This window comes from Mesorhizobium sp. M1A.F.Ca.IN.020.04.1.1 (genome assembly GCF_003997315.1).
Classification (GTDB): Bacteria; Pseudomonadota; Alphaproteobacteria; order Rhizobiales; family Rhizobiaceae; genus Mesorhizobium.
Genome location: NZ_RZSN01000146.1, coordinates 1 through 15,181, shown reverse-complemented (window position 1 = coordinate 15,181; position 15,181 = coordinate 1). Strand labels below are relative to the sequence as shown.

Genomic DNA, 15,181 nt, shown 5'->3' with positions numbered 1-15,181 from the left:
CTGGTAGGCCGATTCCGAACCGTCGCCCGCCGCGACGTTGATCGGCGCATCGGTGCCGGACTTGCCGGCCGCCGCGAGCGACGGCCCCATAAAGTCGAAATAGAGGTCGTTGATCGCCAGCGAATGGGTCCATTGATCGCCGTATTTCTGCAGCAGCGAGGTGGTGAGCTGCGGCATGCGCTGCGAGGTCTCGGCGATCGGCGTGTCGACATATTCGAGCACCTTCCCGCCGAGATCCTCGATCTCCTTCTTCATCCGGTCCGCCTTGGCGATAGCGATCTGGTAGGTGGAATCGGTGAAGATGATGACGCCGGGCTTGCCCTTGGCGTCGACAAAGGCCCAGTCGGCCGCCGCCTTCGAAACTTGCATTGGATCGGTCGAGACGTTGGCGACGATGCCGAGATCGTCGATCGGGCCGACGGTCGGCGCGGCGTGCCAGGCCACCATCGGGATCTTGGCCGCCTTGGCCTGCTCCATCGCCGGCTTCTGCTCGACGGCGTCGAAGCCGTTGATGATGATGCCATCGGGATTGAGCGCCAGCGCCTGGCCGAAGGCAGCGGTGCGGCCGCCGATGGAGCCGGCGCCGTCAAGCGTCTTGACCGTCCACCCCAGGGCGGCAGCGGCTTCCTCGACACCCTTGGTGACGCCGAGGATGCCGCCGTTCTTCATGTCGGCGCCGAGCACGACGATGGTCTTGCCGGCTGCCCCTTTCGGTCCCGTGGTCGGTCCGTCCCACTTCTCGACCTTGCTGGCATATTTATCGACCACCGCTTTGGCGTCGGCCATCGGGTCGGCCAGCGCCGGCGAGGCGATGCCAAGCGCCAGGCAGGCAATTCCGAGCTGTAGGACTGTTCTGCGCTGCATATCGTTTCTCCCATTAAGCATTGTCGGTTGTATTTGTTGATTGGCTGGTGGCTGGTCGGCTGGTGGGCGCGGATGCCGGCACCACCGCGCCGCGGCGCCGCTGCGCGTAGCCGGCAATGCCGATCGCGACGAGCAGGGTGACGCCGTTGAACAACGGCTCTACCCAGAACGACCCGCCGAACTGCTGGATGCCGGAAATGCCTACGGCGAGGATGACGACGCCGACGATCGTGCCCCAGACGTTGACGCGGCCCGGCTTGATGGTGGTCGATCCGAGGAATGCGCCGACCAGGGCCGGCAGCAGGTATTCGAGGCCAACACTGGCCTGGCCGATCCTGAGCTTCGAGGCCAGCAGCACGCCGCCCAAGGCGGTGAGCGCGCCGGAGGCGACGAAGGCCCCCATGACGAATTTCTGCACCGGAATGCCGTTGAGCGCGGCCGCCTTCGGATTGGCGCCGATGGCGTAGAGGTAGCGGCCAAGCGGCATATATTCGAGCACCAGCCACATCACCAGCGCCAGCACGACCACGTAGTAGCCGGTGATCGGCAGGCCGAACAGCATGGTGCCGTTGAGGGAAAGGAAACCGTCGGGAAGCACGCCGACGACCTGGCGGCCGCCCGTGTACCACATTGCCAAAGCGTAGAGCACCGTGCCGGTGCCGAGTGTGGCGATGAAGGAATCGATGCGCGCCACCTCGACCAGCAGGCCGTTGATGAAGCCGGTGAGCACGCCGAGCAGGATGACGATGAGCACCGCGAGCGGCCAGGGCACGCCGAATGCGGTTTGCAGGCTGATGGCAAGGATGTGCCAGAGCACGATGCCGTAGCCGACGGTGAGGTCGATGCGGCCCGAAGCCATCGGAATCATCGCCGCCAGCGACAAGAGCGCGATGATCGCCTTGTCGGAAACGATCGAGCGCAAATTGAGCAGCGTCGGGAACGTCCGCGGCAGGAGCAGCGAGAAGAGCAGGATCAGGAGCAGCGTCAGGATCGGCAGGCCGTAGACCGGCAGATAGCGCGCCGCCTTCTGGCCGTAGCTCAGTCCGGCGAGCTCCGAACGGGTCGGCTCCAGCGCCGTCGATTTGATCGAGTTCATGGATCCTCCTCAGGCGGCTTCGGACACGGAAGCGGCGCTGATGAGCGCCGCCGTCGTCAAGGCATCGCCGGCGAGCTCGCGCACGATGCGATTGTGCGAGAAGACGAGCGCGCGGTGACAGATGTGGGCGACTTCCTCGAAATCGGTGGAGACGACGATCACTGCCAGCCCGGCTTCGACCGCGGCGGCGATCAGCCGATAGATCTCGGCCTTGGCGCCGACATCGACGCCCGCAGTCGGATCCTCGGCGATCAGAAGCTTACGGCCCGTCGCCAGCCAGCGGCCGACGACCACCTTCTGCTGGTTGCCGCCAGAGAGCGCCTCGATCGGCAGGTGCGGGTCATTGGGCCGCAGCCCTAGCCGTGCGCCGAGCTCCCGCGTCAGCTCGCTTTCCCGGGCCGGCTTCATAAAGGAGAAGAGCCCGCGGCCGACGGCCGAGGGGTTGAGATACATGTTCTCGCGCACCGAGAGCGACAGCGCCACGGATTCCTCGGTGCGGTCACGCGCAATCAGTCCGACGCCGGCGGCAAGAGCGGCGCCGACCGAGGACAGGTCGAGGCGCTTGCCGTCGAGCCAGACCAAGCCGTCGAAAGCTTCAGTCCCAAACAGCGCACGGCCGACAGCTTCCTGCCCGGCGCCGCGCAGGCCGACCAGGCCAAGCAACTCGCCGGACCGTGCCTCGAAGCGAACCGGACCGACACTGCCGCAGGTGAGGTTTTCCACCCTGAGCCGTTCCGGCCCGTCCTGCCAATGCGACTTGGCAAACATCTGGTGCGCCGGCCGGCCGACGATGAGATCGACCAGTTCCTGCGGCGTGGTCTCGGCCACCGGCTTGACCGCGACCATGCGGCCGTCGCGCATGACGGCGACGCGGTCGGCGATGCGGAACACCTCGTCCAGCCGGTGCGAGACATAGATCATGCCGACGCCGCGCGCGCGCAGCGGCCGGAGCGCCTCGAACAGGCGCTCGACCTCGTCCGCCGGCAGGCTCGCCGTCGGCTCGTCGAGGACCAAGACGTCGGCCTCGGTGGCCAAAGCCCGGGCAATCGCCACCAGAGACTTTTCGGTGCGGGAGAGGTCCTGCACTCGCGTCGCCGGATCGAAGGCACAGCCGACCAGCGCCAGCGCGCGCTCGGCGCGGCGCTCGGTGTCTTGCCAGTCGATCAGGCTGATGCGGCGCGAAAAACCCTGCGCCATGCCGACATTCTCGGCCACGGTCATCCATTCGATCAAGCCGAGGTCCTGATGGATGAAGGCGACCTTCTGCGGCTGATTGGGGCGGGGCGGGCGATGGTGATAATCCTCGCCGCGAAAGCGGATCGTGCCCTGGTCGCGCTTGTGGATGCCGGCGAGCGTCTTGATGAGCGTGGATTTGCCGGCGCCGTTCTCGCCGAGCAGCGCGACGATCTCGCCCTCATGGATGTCGAGCGAGACCGACTTCAGCGCCAGGGTGCCGCCAAAGCGCTTGGAGATGTCGATGAATTCGATGAGCTTGGGCCGCATTTTTTGGCCTCCTCCCAAGCCAAGCAAATGACTGAATTGCGACCGATGTTATCGCTAACATTTATGCAGGTCAAGTCTTGAAAATGGATCAACGCGCCGGCTATCGATGAGGCGGTTTTCGCGGAGAAGCACCATGTTCGGAGACATTGAAGGCGCTGGGTTCGAAGTTCTCAACGAGCGGTTCGAGCGGTGTTTCGTCGGTCACGTTGCGGTCGAGCGGCTGTGGACCGGCGGGCGCTGGCTCGAGGGCCCGGCGTGGTTCGCCGCCGGCCGGTATCTTCTTTTCTCCGACATCCCGAATGACCGCATCATGCGCTACGACGACACCAGCGGCACGGTCTCGGTCTTCCGCTCGCCGTCAAACAACGCCAACGGCAACACCGTCGATTTCCAAGGGCGGCTTGTCACCTGCGAGCATCGCGCGCGGCGCGTCGACCGCACCGAGCATGACGGCTCGATATCGGTGATCGCCGACCGCTTCGAAGGCAGGCGCTTGAACTCGCCCAACGATGTGGTGGTGCGCTCGGATGGCACGGTATGGTTTTCCGACCCGCCCTACGGCATCGCCACCGACTACGAGGGCGACCGCGCCGAGCAAGAGATCGAGGGATGTCATGTCTATCGTGCCGATCCTGCAACCGGTGAGGTAACGCGAGTTGTCTCGACTATGGCAAAACCCAACGGCCTCGCCTTCTCCCCGGACGAGACGATCCTCTATGTCGGCGACACAGGCGTCACGCATCAGAAGGACGGGCCAAGGCACATCCGCAAGTTCGCTGTCGAGGGCAACAATCTGCGCGAACTCGGCGTTTTCACCACCTGCACGGCCGGTCTGTTCGACGGGTTCAGGGTGGACACGACCGGCCGCGTCTGGGCAGGGGCCGGCGACGGCGTCCACTGCTTCGATCCAGACGGCACGCTGATCGGCAAGATCCGCATCCCGGAGACGGTGGCCAACCTGACTTTCGGCGGTCCCAAGCGCAATCGCTTGTTCATCACGGCGCGGCAGTCGCTTTACGCGGCTTTCGTGGTGGCGAACGCCGCGGGGCGGGGGTGAAAACCGCGACCTGAGCTCCGCGACGTCGGCTGCGGTCTCAGCTGCTCCGCGTGGCGACAAACGTTGCCGCCGCCTTCAGCAAATCCGCCTGCTCGCCATAGGGCTCCAGCAGCGCATGCGCCTGGTCGATCAGGCCGTGGAGCTGCTCGCGCGCCCAATCGGCTCCGTGCAGCGCAGCAAGTGTCGCCTTGCCGGCGGCGGCGTCCTTCTTGGTCGCCTTGCCCATCTGCTTTGCGTCGGCGGTGAGATCGAGCAGGTCGTCGGCTAGCTGGAAGGCAAGACCGATCGCCGAGCCGAACTCCGCCAGCCTTTCACGGTCGACGGCGGATGCGCCGGCGATGATGGCGCCTGCTTCGCAGGCAAAACGGATCAGCGCGCCTGTCTTCATCGCCTGCAGACGGATGATGCCGGCCTCGTCCGGCCGCTTGCGCTCGGCCTCGAGGTCGAGCGTCTGGCCGCCGACCATGCCGCCGGTTCCGGCGGCGCGGGCGAGCGCCAGCACCAGCGCCGCCCGCCGCTCGGCCGGCAACGCCGTCGCCTCGTCGGCGATGATGTCGAAGGCCAAAGTCAACAGCGCGTCGCCGGCAAGGATCGCGGTTGCCTCATCGAAAGCTTTGTGCACCGTAGGCTGGCCGCGGCGCAGATCGTCGTCGTCCATGGCAGGAAGATCGTCATGGATCAGCGAATAGCAATGCACGCATTCGAGCGCGGCGGCGACGCGCAGCGCCGCCTCGTCATTTGCCGAAAACAGCGCCGCGCTTTCCATCACCAGAAAAGGGCGGAGCCGCTTGCCGCCGTTGAGCACGCCATGGCGCATCGCCGCCATCAGGCGTTCCGGCCGGGCGATCTCGCCGGAGAGCAGAGGCGCATCGAAGACCTGCCGCAGCAGGACCTCGACTGCTGCGGCGCGCGTAAAAAGCGCGGATTCGAAGGCCACCTGGTCGTCTTTCAACATGGCCGGACCGGTAGCCGACACTCAGACGTTGCGCAAGCAGCCTCGCGCCATTATGCCGAAGTAGCGGGTGGCACGGGTGGGGCGACTTGACGGAACCGATCGTCGAACATGAAAGCGAAGGGCTGGACATGGCACGGCCGCGGCGCCTGAACCGCGCCGGTCTCAAGCGCCTTGGCCGGCGCTGCCTGGTCGCGGCGATCGTGCTGGCCGCGATGCCGGTCGCGCTCACCTTTCTCTATCTGCCGCCCTTCGTGCATCCGGTTTCGACGCTGATGCTGAAGGATCTTGTCACCTTCTCCGGCTACGACCGGCGCTGGGTTTCGATCGACGATGTGGCGCCGGTGCTCATGCATTCGGTGATCATGTCGGAAGACGGGCAGTTCTGCTTCCATCGGGGCGTCGACCTCGGCGAATTGCGCGGCGTGGTCGACGATGCGCTTGCCGGCGAGGCAACGCGCGGCGCCTCCACCATCACCATGCAGACGGTGAAGAACCTGTTTTTGTGGTCGCGGCCGCTCGGCAGCGTGCGCAAGGTCGTCGAGCTGCCTCTGGCCGTCTATTTCGATGCGGTGATGTCGAAGCGCCGCATCATGGAGATCTATCTTAACATCGCGGAATGGGGGCCAGGCATATACGGCATCGAGGCGGCCGCGCAGCATCATTTCGGCGTCTCGGCCAGGCAATTGTCGCGCCGGCAGGCAGCGTTGCTTGCCGTCAGCCTGCCCAACCCGATCGCGCGCAATCCGGCCAGGCCAGGCCCGGGTTTGAGGCGTCTCGCCAATCTGATCGAGCGGCGCGCCGGGCGTTCGGGCGCCTATGTCGGTTGCCTCGAATAAGATGAAGCGGCGCCGGCTCAAAAAAATTCGTGCCAGTGCTGGCCAAAACGGCGCAAGGCGTGTATAGGCACCCGACTTTCTCAGATTATGGCCTCGATGCGGCCCTTTCGCGAGGGTTGCCGGGGCATTTTGACCATGTAGTGGAGCATATCCATGGCCGTTCCAAAAAGAAAAACTTCTCCGTCGAAGCGCGGCATGCGCCGCTCGGCCGACGCCCTCAAGGCCCCGACCTATGTCGAGGACAAGAGTTCCGGCGAAATGCGCCGGCCGCACCACATCGACCTGAAGACCGGCATGTATCGCGGCCGCCAGGTGCTGGAGCCGAAGGAAAGCTGAGAAGCTTGCACGGGAAAGCTGAGAAGCTTCCATGGTTGTGACGTTTTCAGAGGACCGGCCGCTGGCCGGTCTTTTTGATTCTGGCGACGGATGAAGGTCCTCGCGTTGGCTGGGCACGAGCCGCCGAAAAGGCAGCGGAAAAACGGCTGACATCGTTATTTCATTAGGATTTAGAGCGTGTTCGGCGCCATCGCCGAAAAGCCTTGACGGCGTGCCCGCCGCGCCTTTTACAAAAGGGTGCCTCATTGGAGACGCCCAGATGTTCGGTGCCATCCCGCTGCTGATCGTGCCCTTCGTCCTCTACAACCTCGGACTGCTCGGCCTGTTCGGCGGCGGCGACGATCCGTGGACGATCGAAATGTTCTCGTTCCGGATGATGTCGGGCGGCGTCTTCTCGATGACGCTCGGCGACCTGATGGTGCTAATCGGGCTGATCTTCCTCTTCGTCGAGATATCGAAATCGGTGCGCACCACCAATGCGTCGATCCTGGATCATCTGTTGTCGACGCTGGTCTTCATCGCCTTCCTGGTCGAGTTCCTGCTGGTGAAGGGCGCCGCGCATTCCGTGTTCTTCACGTTGATGATCATCGCGCTGTTCGATGTGCTGGCCGGCTTCTCCGTGTCGATGCGGTCGGCAAGCCGGGATATCAACTTAAACTAGGATTGCACCCGGCGACCCGGGGTCCAAAACGCCGTCAACCCGCGGCGGCGGCCTGAGGCTTACGGGCGACAACCGCCTCATAGGCGGCCTGCAGCTGCCGGCGCACGGTCGGCGTGCCGGGCGGCGTCTTCACCGGCGCTCCAAGATGTTCGTGGCGCAATTCGTCCATGAACCGATCCCACAACGGCGGGCCGCCTTTTTCGAGCAGTTCGGCTCGGATCGACAGCTCCTCGCTGACCGGCAGCCAGACGCGGCCCCAGGCGCCGAGATGCGCCATGATCGGCACAAGGGTGATTGCCATCTCGGTCAGGCTGTAGATCGCCTTCTGCTTGTGGCTGGGATCGTCCGCCTTGGTCAGGAGGCCGAGCTCCATCAGCCGCTTCAGGCGATCGGCCAGGATGTTGGAGGCAATGCCTTCGATCGAGCCGTTGAGCAATTCCCGAAAATGACGCCTGCCGCCGAAGATAATGTCGCGCAGGATGATCAGGCTCCAGCGGTCGCCGAAAACTTCCAGCGACAGATTGATCGGGCAGCCGGAGCGGTGCTCGGTGTTCATGCCAGTCTCCAAAAAACCGGTTGCACTATGATATCAGCCTGCTTATCGTGCAACTGATTGCAATATGCAAGCAGATTGAGAGATAGAGGAGGGAAGGATGACCGTCTTGCCTCGCCCTGAGATCCATTCGGAAAGCTTCGGCGACCCGGCCGACCCGGCGATCCTTCTGATCATGGGCGCCATGGCCTCGATGCTCTGGTGGCCGGAAGCCTTTTGCCGGGCGCTTGCCGAGCGCGGCGGTTTCGTCATCCGCTACGACAATCGCGACACTGGTCTCTCGACCAAGTATACGCCGGGCGCGCCGCCCTACAGGTTCGAGGACATGGTCGATGATGCCGTCCGTGTGCTCGACGATCACAATATCGCCAAGGCGCAGGTCGTCGGCATGTCGATGGGCGGGATGATCGCGCAGATCGTAGCGCTGAAATATCCCGAACGGGTCAGCGCGCTCACCGTGATCTCCAGCTCACCGCTCGGTGTCGATACGTCCGGTTTGCCGGGGACGAGCGAGGCCTACCGAGAGCATTCCGCCGAAGGTGCGGATGTCGATTGGTCGAACCGGCAACAAGTGATCGACTTCATGGTCAGGGACGCTCGCGCAATCGCCAGCACCCTGCATTCGTGCGACAGCGAACGGACACGTGCGATGATCGAGGAGGACTACGATCGGTCCGGCGGTCTCGCCAGCGCCACCAACCACTTCCTGCTGAAGAGCAGCGGCCCGGAGCGGCGAGTAAGGGATTTGACCGTGCCGCTGCTCGTCATCCACGGCACTACCGATCCGCTCTTCCCGATCGAGCACGGCGAGGCGCTCGCCGGCGCGGTTGCCGGCGGCAGGCTGGTGCGGATCGAAGGCGGCGGCCACGAACTGCACCGCAACGATTGGCCGCAAATCCTCGAAGCCATCGCCGCATTTGGCTAGCCCGGCGGGATTAGGATTGACACCAGCGGTCTGCGAAAATAGTTAAGTGATCACTTCAGTATTGCCTCGATCTCCGCCGACAGGAGAAAAAATGTCCCTGACGCTGTATTTCCATCCGCTCGCGTCCTTCTGCTGGAAGCCGCTGATCGCGTTCTACGAAAACAACACGCGGTTTGCGCCTCAGATCGTCGATCTCGGCGATGCGCAGTCACGCGCGGCTTTCCTGAAGGTTTCGCCGACGGGCAAGATGCCGGCCCTGCGCGATGACGCGCGGGGCCGCACGGTGCTGGAATCGACCATCGTAATCGAATATCTCACCGCCTATTATCCCGGGCCGGTCGAGCTCATTCCCGCCGACGTCGACCTCGCCATCAAGGTGCGCCAGGCAGACCGCTTCTACAACTTCTACGTGCAGGAGCCGATGCAGAAGATCGTCGGCGACCGGCTGCGGCCAAAGGACAAGACCGATCCGTTCGGAGTCGAGCAGGCGCGCGAGCAGCTGCGCAATTCCTACGCCATCATCGAACGGGAGATGCAGTCAAAAACGTGGGCGGTCGGCGACCACTTCACTTTGGCCGACTGCGCCGCCTCGCCGGAGCTGTTTTACGCCAACAAGGTCGAGCCGTTCGGCGACAAATTTCCCGCCGTGAAACGCTATCACGACCGTCTGCTCGAACGGCCGAGCTTCGCCCGCGTGATCGAGGAGGCGCAGCCCTATTTCAAGTTCTTCCCCTACAACAATGGCTAAGCCTCGATGCTGCATGATCCCGCCCAGCTCGATCTGATGTTCCAGGCGCTTGCCGATCCCGCCCGGCGCCATATGGTGGAACGTCTGTCGCGCGGACCGGCATCGGTCAGTCAGCTCGCCGAGCCGCTGGCGATGTCGCTGTCGGCCGTCGTCCAGCATCTCGCCGTTCTTGAGACGAGCGGGTTGGTGAGCACCGAGAAGCTTGGCCGGGTGCGAACCTGCCGGATCGAGCCAAACGCATTGCGGGCAGCCGAGCATTGGATCAACGAGCGGCGACTGGCCTGGGAACGCCGGCTCGACCGGCTCGGCGATTTTCTCACGGACATCACCGACCAAACCTGAAGGGGCCCGTCATGACCGAACGATCCGTCGTCCATTCCACCTTCGTCATCGAACGCCTCTATCCGGCGCCGCCCGAAAAGGTCTATTTCGCGCTCAGCGATCCGGCGGCCAAGAAGCGCTGGTTCTTCGATCCCGACAACCCGATGCCGAGCCGGCATGAAATGGACTTTCGCATCGGCGGCAAGGAGGTGAATGCCGGCTGCCCGAGCGACGGGCAGACGCATTTCTTCAACGCCGTCTACCAGGACATCGTGCCGAACAAACGCATCGTCTACAGCTATGAGCTGCTGTTCGGCGAAACCCGAGTTTCGGTTTCGCTGGCGACGATCGAGCTCATCGCGGAAGGCAGGGGAACGCGACTGATCCTGACGGAGCAAGGGGCCTTCTTCGACGGCATCGACTCGCCGGCCACGCGCGAGCATGGCACCGGCGAACTGCTCGACGCGCTTGGCGCGGCGCTGCAGGGAGCGAACTGAGGGCCTCTGGCTGGTGGCCAGCGGTCACTCTCCAGGGGAGAGTTCCCAGAACTGATCCAGCCAGACATTCAGCCTGAGGAAGCCGGCGGTGCTGACGGCGTAGACGCGTTTGGTGCCCTCGGCCCTGGCTTTGACCAGACCGGCGTCGAGCAGGACTTTCAGATGCTGGGAAACGGCCGGGCGCGAAACCGGCAAACCGGCGGCCAACTCATTCACCGTCTTGGGACCGCGCCGGAGCTCTTCCAAGAGATAGCGCCGGTTGGGATCGGCTATCGCCACGAAAGCGTCGGAAAACATCATGCCTCATTTGTGGGGCAAAGTTCCCCAAATCTCAACCATCGGTTTCAACCTTTGTGCGCGGGTCGAGCCGCAAGGCTTCCGGCGTGACGGCGCGGTCGGCCGGCTGCGTCTTGAAGGCATCGCGGTTCTCGATCGGAACCGGCGCGCGGGCGCGGATGCGGAGCAGCGTGTAACCGGCAAGGCAGAGATGCGCGAGCGCGGTCGCAAGGAAGAGCGCTTCGGGGCGCAGCCAGCCCATCAAAGCGGCGGCCAGCAGCGGTCCGATCATGGTGCCGAAGCCATAGAGCAACAGCAGGCCGCCGGAAATCTTGACGAAATCCTCCGCCCGCGCGTGGTCGTTGGCATGCGCGACGGCGATCGAATAGAGCGTGTAGGCGAAGGCGCCGTAGGCGGCCGTCAGCAAGATGACGAAAACGCCGGAACGCGGCTCGACCAGAAAGACCAGCACGGCAAACAGTGCCGCGCCGAAGGCTGCGCCCGCCAGCACGAAACGGCGGTCCGTGGTGTCGGATAGCCGGCCCGCGGGAAGCTGCATGGCCGCGCCGGCGATGACCACCAGACTCATCATCAGCGCGATCTCGGCGGTAGAGATGCCGATGCGGGCGCCATAGACGGCGCCGAGCGTGCCCCAGGCGCCATTGGCTATGCCGATCAGAAGGCAGGCAACCGCCGACACGGGCGAATTGGCGTAGAGGCCTTTGACGTCGAGCTTGACATCCTGCAGCGGCTTCGGATGCGACTGGGTCGACACCGCAGTCGGAAGGAGCGACAGGCAGAACAGGATGCCGGTGATCATGAACAGCGAGGCCGATTTCACATCGCCGCCGGCGACGATCATCTGGCCGCCCATGATCGAAGCATAGGTGACCATCATATAGAGGCCGAAGACGGTGCCGCGATTCTCGTTGGTGGCCTTCTCATTCAGCCAGCTTTCGATGACCATGAAGGCGCCGGCCATGGTGAAGCCGGTGAAGGCGCGCAGCAGGATCCAGAAATACTCGTCGATGATGAGGCCGGTGAGGAGCGCAATGATTGCGCCGGAGGCGGCGAAGGCGCCGAACGCCCTGACATGACCGGCACGGCGCACCAGCCGCGGCGCGAAGAAACAGCCAGTGACGAAGCCGCCGGCCCATGCCGTGCCCATCAGGCCGAGCGAGGCGGTCGAGAACCCCTCAAGCTGGCCGCGCAGCGGCAAAAGCAGGCCATGCAGGCCGGAGGCCGCCAGCAGGAACGCGGTGCCGCGCAGCAGCGAGAGGATCGGTCGGTAGGTTGCGAACATAGGCTGATCCGGCTGGTAATTTCGAAGCGCAGGTCTGTTTGAGAGTGCAGCTCTGGCAGTCGCTTTCAGGCTTTTCCGGGGCGGCTGGCCATGCAGCCAGGATTATCCGCGGCGAAAGAGTGCCTCGGCGGCGGATTTGGTGGCGCCCCTGGCGGCCCGCTCAGCTTCCAGCCTCGCGATCTCTTCGCGCAGCAGGTCAATGCGCTCGGACAAATCATCGACAGACAGCAGCGACAGATCCTGTCCGATCTCGTGTGGGCGGGGCTTCTTCCTGGGTTCGTCGTCGAAGATCGCCATCGTCGCTTCTCCCTGATTTCACCATTTGCCTGATTTGGTAATGAGCATACATAGGGCAGGGATGCCGATGCAAACAGCCGGCCAGCGGCATGAGGAAACGGGACAATTCATGGCAAGCGGACAGCATATTCCGGCAAAGATGACGGCGATCGCAATCTCGCAGCCTGGCGGTCCCAAGGTGCTGAAGCCGGAGACGCGCGACGTGCCCACGCCCGGCCCCGGCGAGGTCCTCATCCGCGTGCACGCGGCCGGCGTCAACAGGCCTGACGTGCAGCAGCGCAAAGGCGCCTATCCGCCGCCGCCCGGCGCCTCGGACCTGCCCGGGCTCGAGGCGGCCGGTGAGATCGCGGCGCTCGGCGACGCGATATCGCGCTGGCGCACCGGCGACCGGGTCTGCGCGCTGACGCCGGGCGGCGGCTATGCCGAATATGTCAAGGTCCATGCCGGCAGCGTGCTGCCGATCCCTGCGGGCTTTACCTATTCCGAGGCCGCGGCCGTGCCGGAGAACTACTTCACCGTCTGGCACAACGTGTTCGAGCGCGGCGGGCTGAAGAAAGGCGAGACGCTGCTTGTCCATGGCGGCTCGTCCGGCATCGGCACGACGGCCATACAGCTCGCCTCGGCATTCGGTGCCTATGTCGTCACCACGGCCGGCAGCAAGGAGAAGTGCGACGCCTGTCTTGGGCTCGGCGCCGACCGGGCGATCAATTATCGCCAGCAGGACTTCGTTGCCGAGGTCAAGGACGCAACCGGCGGCCGGGGCGCCGACGTCATCCTCGACATGGTGGGCGGCGACTATGTGGCGCGCAACTACGACGCCGCGGCGGTCGAAGGACGCATCGTCCAGATCGCCGTACAGGCCGGTGCGGTCGCCAGCACCGACTTCGCAAAGCTCATGGTCAAGCGCCTTGTCCATACCGGCTCGACGCTTCGGCCGCGCACTGTCGAATTCAAGGCAGCCATCGCGGCGGCGCTCGAGGCTCAGGTCTGGCCGCTGCTCGGCACCCGCAAGGTCGCTCCGGTCATGGACATGATCTTCCCACTGACGGAGGCCTGGCGGGCGCATGAGCGGATGGAGGAGGGCGAGCATATCGGCAAGATCGTCCTCGACGTCGGCTAGGATGTCGCCCGATAGGTGAGGCCGGCCTGCAAACAATTGTGTCCTGCGCTTCCGCTGCTCACGTTCCGCTCCGGTTTGCGGACCAACCGTTTTGGGCTTGGCCTAACCTGAATCCTCGACGCATCCTGGGCGTTCGGATCCCTGACGAGAGACTGAACAAAGGCCTAATGCTGCAATGCACAAAATGCATTGCCGCCATGCAAAAGAGTCCGTTCAATTCGTAGGCAAGGGTGCCTATTTACGCGGCATCGAACAACTGATCCCGTGAATGGAGGACTGAAATGAACCCGATCCGCGCTTTCCGCAACTGGCGCCTCTACAATGAGACGGTGCGTGAGCTGAACAAGCTGAACGCCCGCCAGCTGAACGACCTCGGCATCAACCGCGGCGACATCGAGCGTATCGCTCGCCAGGCTCTTTGATTTGAAGCACGACCCGGCCGCAAGGCTGGGCCGTAGTCTCGAAGCCAGAGCCGTCTCAGACGCTTGCTCGTCTCCGGTTCCGAACCCGCTGGACTCCGTCCGGCGGGTTTTGTCTTTTTGGGTCCCAGCTGCTCCCCTCCCAAAAACATTGCGAAATCGTGACGGAGCGTTTATACAGGCCGCGAATTTCCCATTTTGGTGGCTCTAAAACCACCGCCCGCGCGGGAACGCGGGCGAACGAGAAGGATTTTTGACATGGCCAATACGCTGCTGATGCCCAAGGCCACCGCCGTCTGGCTGGTCGACAACACCGCGCTCTCCTTCGAGCAGATCGCGCAGTTCTGCGGGCTGCATCCGCTGGAGGTCAAGGCGATCGCGGACGGCGAGTCGGCGCAGGGCATCAAGGGCATGGACCCGATCATGACCGGCCAGCTCACCCGCGACGAGATCGCGCGCGGCGAGAAGGATCCGAACCATCGGCTGAAACTCTCGGACCCCAAGGTGCGGGTGCCGGAATCGAAGCGCAAAGGCCCGCGCTACACGCCGCTGTCGAAACGCCAGGACCGGCCGAACGCCATTCTCTGGCTGGTACGCAACCATCCCGAACTCAAGGATGCGCAGATCGCGCGGCTGGTCGGCACGACCAAGTCGACGATCGAGCAGATTCGGGAGCGCCGGCATTGGAACTCGGCCAATCTGCAGCCGATGGACCCGGTGACGCTGGGCCTGACCTCGCAGATCGACCTCGACATGGAAGTCAACCGCGCCTCGCGCGGCCGCGAGCAGGCACAGCCGGCTGCCGGCGACACGCTGCTGCCGGCGGCGCTGACCGAAAGGCTGACGCCGGCTCCGGAGAAGCCGAAGGACGAGGATCAGGAGCTCGACGCCAATGCCGTGTTCGCCAAGCTTTCGGCGCTGAAGTCGAAGGACAAGAAAGAAGACGGGGAAGAGGAGTAAGGTCTCCCAGCCCGACAAAAAAGCCCGCTTCGCGCGGGCTTTTTTGTCGGCCGTGCCTGGGGAGGTCAGGTCCGCGCCGCTCGATCGGGCGCCATGCCGTAATCCTCGCTGCGTTCCACGGCGCGGTAGAAGTCGGCGAGCTGCTTGCCGCGCTCCGGCTTGTAGATACGCCCGGCAATCACCACCGAGGCGATGCGGTCGATGCGGAAGGCGCGAAAATCGTCGCGCATCTCGCACCAGGCGACCAGGGTCCATACCTTGCCCCAGAACCAGAGGCCCAGGGGCCGGATGTCGCGCGCCGTGCCGCGCCCGGCTTCGTCCGAGTAGTCGATGGTGAGCACCTGGCGCTTCTCGATGGCGCGCTCGATGAGGTCGATCGCCTCGCGCGCGGCATCGCTCACCACCCACATCGGCGTGTGGATCTCGGTGCGCGCGATGCGATCCTTTTCCGTGT

Annotated in this window: 20 protein-coding genes; 11 read left to right on the top strand and 9 right to left on the bottom strand. The window is 64.3% G+C overall.

Going from position 1 to position 15,181, the window contains the following annotated elements; translation table 11 throughout:
* The 3 genes from EOA49_RS24140 to EOA49_RS24130 all read right to left on the bottom strand — a co-directional run.
* A partial coding sequence (locus EOA49_RS24140) for a substrate-binding domain-containing protein (protein ID WP_127243392.1) occupies positions 1 to 864 on the bottom strand: 864 nt, incomplete at its 3' end.
* A gap of 13 nt (positions 865 to 877) precedes the next feature.
* A complete protein-coding gene (locus EOA49_RS24135; RefSeq protein WP_095799814.1) occupies positions 878 to 1,960 on the bottom strand; it encodes an ABC transporter permease in 1,083 nt (360 codons plus the stop codon).
* A 9-nt stretch (positions 1,961 to 1,969) separates the two neighbouring features.
* Entirely contained in the window at positions 1,970 to 3,463 is a 1,494-nt protein-coding gene (locus EOA49_RS24130; RefSeq protein ID WP_127243391.1) for a sugar ABC transporter ATP-binding protein, read from the bottom strand.
* Positions 3,464 to 3,596: 133 nt separating this feature from the next.
* Between EOA49_RS24130 and EOA49_RS24125 the strand changes: the two genes are divergently transcribed.
* Positions 3,597 to 4,520, top strand: a complete 924-nt coding sequence (locus tag EOA49_RS24125; protein WP_127242179.1) for an SMP-30/gluconolactonase/LRE family protein — start codon at positions 3,597 to 3,599, stop codon at positions 4,518 to 4,520.
* 37 nt (positions 4,521 to 4,557) lie between these two features.
* On the opposite strand, the gene EOA49_RS24120 is transcribed toward EOA49_RS24125, so the two are convergent.
* Complete coding sequence (locus EOA49_RS24120) at positions 4,558 to 5,475, bottom strand: polyprenyl synthetase family protein (protein WP_067319337.1); 918 nt, start codon at positions 5,473 to 5,475, stop codon at positions 4,558 to 4,560.
* Positions 5,476 to 5,603: 128 nt separating this feature from the next.
* Here EOA49_RS24120 and EOA49_RS24115 point away from each other — a divergent pair, with 128 nt between their 5' ends.
* From EOA49_RS24115 to EOA49_RS24105, 3 genes are all read left to right on the top strand, one after another.
* Complete coding sequence (locus tag EOA49_RS24115; protein ID WP_067319686.1) at positions 5,604 to 6,311, top strand: transglycosylase domain-containing protein; 708 nt, start codon at positions 5,604 to 5,606, stop codon at positions 6,309 to 6,311.
* Positions 6,312 to 6,464: 153 nt separating this feature from the next.
* Complete coding sequence (gene rpmF / locus EOA49_RS24110) at positions 6,465 to 6,647, top strand: 50S ribosomal protein L32 (RefSeq protein ID WP_127241460.1); 183 nt, start codon at positions 6,465 to 6,467, stop codon at positions 6,645 to 6,647.
* A gap of 259 nt (positions 6,648 to 6,906) precedes the next feature.
* The gene (locus EOA49_RS24105; RefSeq protein WP_067319335.1) at positions 6,907 to 7,308 is read left to right on the top strand and encodes a hypothetical protein; all 402 of its coding nucleotides are present in this window, start codon (positions 6,907 to 6,909) and stop codon (positions 7,306 to 7,308) included.
* Between the two features lie 34 nt (positions 7,309 to 7,342).
* Here the strand turns inward: EOA49_RS24105 and EOA49_RS24100 are convergent, their stop codons facing one another.
* Positions 7,343 to 7,864, bottom strand: a complete 522-nt coding sequence (locus tag EOA49_RS24100; RefSeq protein WP_127241459.1) for a helix-turn-helix domain-containing protein — start codon at positions 7,862 to 7,864, stop codon at positions 7,343 to 7,345.
* A 97-nt stretch (positions 7,865 to 7,961) separates the two neighbouring features.
* On the opposite strand from EOA49_RS24100, the gene EOA49_RS24095 reads away from it, so the two are divergent.
* The 4 genes from EOA49_RS24095 to EOA49_RS24080 all read left to right on the top strand — a co-directional run bounded on the left by EOA49_RS24095 (position 7,962) and on the right by EOA49_RS24080 (position 10,352).
* Entirely contained in the window at positions 7,962 to 8,786 is an 825-nt protein-coding gene (locus EOA49_RS24095) for an alpha/beta hydrolase (protein ID WP_127241458.1), read from the top strand.
* Positions 8,787 to 8,877: 91 nt separating this feature from the next.
* The gene (locus EOA49_RS24090) at positions 8,878 to 9,534 is read left to right on the top strand and encodes a glutathione S-transferase family protein (RefSeq protein ID WP_127241457.1); all 657 of its coding nucleotides are present in this window, start codon (positions 8,878 to 8,880) and stop codon (positions 9,532 to 9,534) included.
* Between the two features lie 6 nt (positions 9,535 to 9,540).
* Positions 9,541 to 9,876 carry a metalloregulator ArsR/SmtB family transcription factor gene (locus tag EOA49_RS24085; protein WP_067319330.1) on the top strand — a complete coding sequence of 112 codons (336 nt, stop codon included), beginning with the start codon at positions 9,541 to 9,543 and terminating at the stop codon, positions 9,874 to 9,876.
* An 11-nt stretch (positions 9,877 to 9,887) separates the two neighbouring features.
* Complete coding sequence (locus EOA49_RS24080; RefSeq protein WP_067319328.1) at positions 9,888 to 10,352, top strand: SRPBCC family protein; 465 nt, start codon at positions 9,888 to 9,890, stop codon at positions 10,350 to 10,352.
* Between the two features lie 24 nt (positions 10,353 to 10,376).
* Here the strand turns inward: EOA49_RS24080 and EOA49_RS24075 are convergent, their stop codons facing one another.
* The 3 genes from EOA49_RS24075 to EOA49_RS24065 all read right to left on the bottom strand — a co-directional run bounded on the left by EOA49_RS24075 (position 10,377) and on the right by EOA49_RS24065 (position 12,228).
* A complete protein-coding gene (locus EOA49_RS24075; RefSeq protein WP_127241456.1) occupies positions 10,377 to 10,652 on the bottom strand; it encodes a metalloregulator ArsR/SmtB family transcription factor in 276 nt (91 codons plus the stop codon).
* 31 nt (positions 10,653 to 10,683) lie between these two features.
* Positions 10,684 to 11,931: an MFS transporter gene (locus tag EOA49_RS24070; protein ID WP_127243390.1), complete on the bottom strand. Its 1,248-nt coding sequence runs from the start codon at positions 11,929 to 11,931 to the stop codon at positions 10,684 to 10,686.
* 102 nt (positions 11,932 to 12,033) lie between these two features.
* Positions 12,034 to 12,228: a DUF1192 domain-containing protein gene (locus EOA49_RS24065; protein ID WP_067002029.1), complete on the bottom strand. Its 195-nt coding sequence runs from the start codon at positions 12,226 to 12,228 to the stop codon at positions 12,034 to 12,036.
* Between the two features lie 109 nt (positions 12,229 to 12,337).
* Here EOA49_RS24065 and EOA49_RS24060 point away from each other — a divergent pair, with 109 nt between their 5' ends.
* From EOA49_RS24060 to EOA49_RS24050, 3 genes are all read left to right on the top strand, one after another.
* On the top strand, positions 12,338 to 13,348 hold the full coding sequence (locus tag EOA49_RS24060) for an NAD(P)H-quinone oxidoreductase (RefSeq protein ID WP_127241454.1): 1,011 nt from the start codon (positions 12,338 to 12,340) through the stop codon (positions 13,346 to 13,348).
* 281 nt (positions 13,349 to 13,629) lie between these two features.
* Positions 13,630 to 13,770 (top strand): DUF1127 domain-containing protein, encoded by a 141-nt coding sequence (locus EOA49_RS24055; protein WP_067002031.1) that lies wholly within the window; start codon positions 13,630 to 13,632, stop codon positions 13,768 to 13,770.
* A gap of 255 nt (positions 13,771 to 14,025) precedes the next feature.
* On the top strand, positions 14,026 to 14,727 hold the full coding sequence (locus tag EOA49_RS24050) for a DUF1013 domain-containing protein (protein WP_095799823.1): 702 nt from the start codon (positions 14,026 to 14,028) through the stop codon (positions 14,725 to 14,727).
* A gap of 65 nt (positions 14,728 to 14,792) precedes the next feature.
* Here EOA49_RS24050 and EOA49_RS24045 read toward each other — a convergent pair.
* The coding region (locus tag EOA49_RS24045) for a WYL domain-containing protein (RefSeq protein ID WP_127243389.1) at positions 14,793 to 15,181 on the bottom strand (389 nt) is incomplete at its 5' end.

What these genes read in the sequence shown, in the direction of transcription:
- EOA49_RS24135 (WP_095799814.1), bottom strand. Translation starts at nt 1,960, where the DNA reads ATGAACTCGATCAAATCGACGGCGCTGGAGCCGACCCGTTCGGAGCTC.
- EOA49_RS24130 (WP_127243391.1), bottom strand. Translation starts at nt 3,463, where the DNA reads ATGCGGCCCAAGCTCATCGAATTCATCGACATCTCCAAGCGCTTTGGC.
- EOA49_RS24125 (WP_127242179.1), top strand. Translation starts at nt 3,597, where the DNA reads ATGTTCGGAGACATTGAAGGCGCTGGGTTCGAAGTTCTCAACGAGCGG.
- EOA49_RS24120 (WP_067319337.1), bottom strand. Translation starts at nt 5,475, where the DNA reads ATGTTGAAAGACGACCAGGTGGCCTTCGAATCCGCGCTTTTTACGCGC.
- EOA49_RS24115 (WP_067319686.1), top strand. Translation starts at nt 5,604, where the DNA reads ATGGCACGGCCGCGGCGCCTGAACCGCGCCGGTCTCAAGCGCCTTGGC.
- rpmF (WP_127241460.1), top strand. Translation starts at nt 6,465, where the DNA reads ATGGCCGTTCCAAAAAGAAAAACTTCTCCGTCGAAGCGCGGCATGCGC.
- EOA49_RS24105 (WP_067319335.1), top strand. Translation starts at nt 6,907, where the DNA reads ATGTTCGGTGCCATCCCGCTGCTGATCGTGCCCTTCGTCCTCTACAAC.
- EOA49_RS24100 (WP_127241459.1), bottom strand. Translation starts at nt 7,864, where the DNA reads ATGAACACCGAGCACCGCTCCGGCTGCCCGATCAATCTGTCGCTGGAA.
- EOA49_RS24095 (WP_127241458.1), top strand. Translation starts at nt 7,962, where the DNA reads ATGACCGTCTTGCCTCGCCCTGAGATCCATTCGGAAAGCTTCGGCGAC.
- EOA49_RS24090 (WP_127241457.1), top strand. Translation starts at nt 8,878, where the DNA reads ATGTCCCTGACGCTGTATTTCCATCCGCTCGCGTCCTTCTGCTGGAAG.
- EOA49_RS24085 (WP_067319330.1), top strand. Translation starts at nt 9,541, where the DNA reads ATGCTGCATGATCCCGCCCAGCTCGATCTGATGTTCCAGGCGCTTGCC.
- EOA49_RS24080 (WP_067319328.1), top strand. Translation starts at nt 9,888, where the DNA reads ATGACCGAACGATCCGTCGTCCATTCCACCTTCGTCATCGAACGCCTC.
- EOA49_RS24075 (WP_127241456.1), bottom strand. Translation starts at nt 10,652, where the DNA reads ATGATGTTTTCCGACGCTTTCGTGGCGATAGCCGATCCCAACCGGCGC.
- EOA49_RS24070 (WP_127243390.1), bottom strand. Translation starts at nt 11,931, where the DNA reads ATGTTCGCAACCTACCGACCGATCCTCTCGCTGCTGCGCGGCACCGCG.
- EOA49_RS24065 (WP_067002029.1), bottom strand. Translation starts at nt 12,228, where the DNA reads ATGGCGATCTTCGACGACGAACCCAGGAAGAAGCCCCGCCCACACGAG.
- EOA49_RS24060 (WP_127241454.1), top strand. Translation starts at nt 12,338, where the DNA reads ATGGCAAGCGGACAGCATATTCCGGCAAAGATGACGGCGATCGCAATC.
- EOA49_RS24055 (WP_067002031.1), top strand. Translation starts at nt 13,630, where the DNA reads ATGAACCCGATCCGCGCTTTCCGCAACTGGCGCCTCTACAATGAGACG.
- EOA49_RS24050 (WP_095799823.1), top strand. Translation starts at nt 14,026, where the DNA reads ATGGCCAATACGCTGCTGATGCCCAAGGCCACCGCCGTCTGGCTGGTC.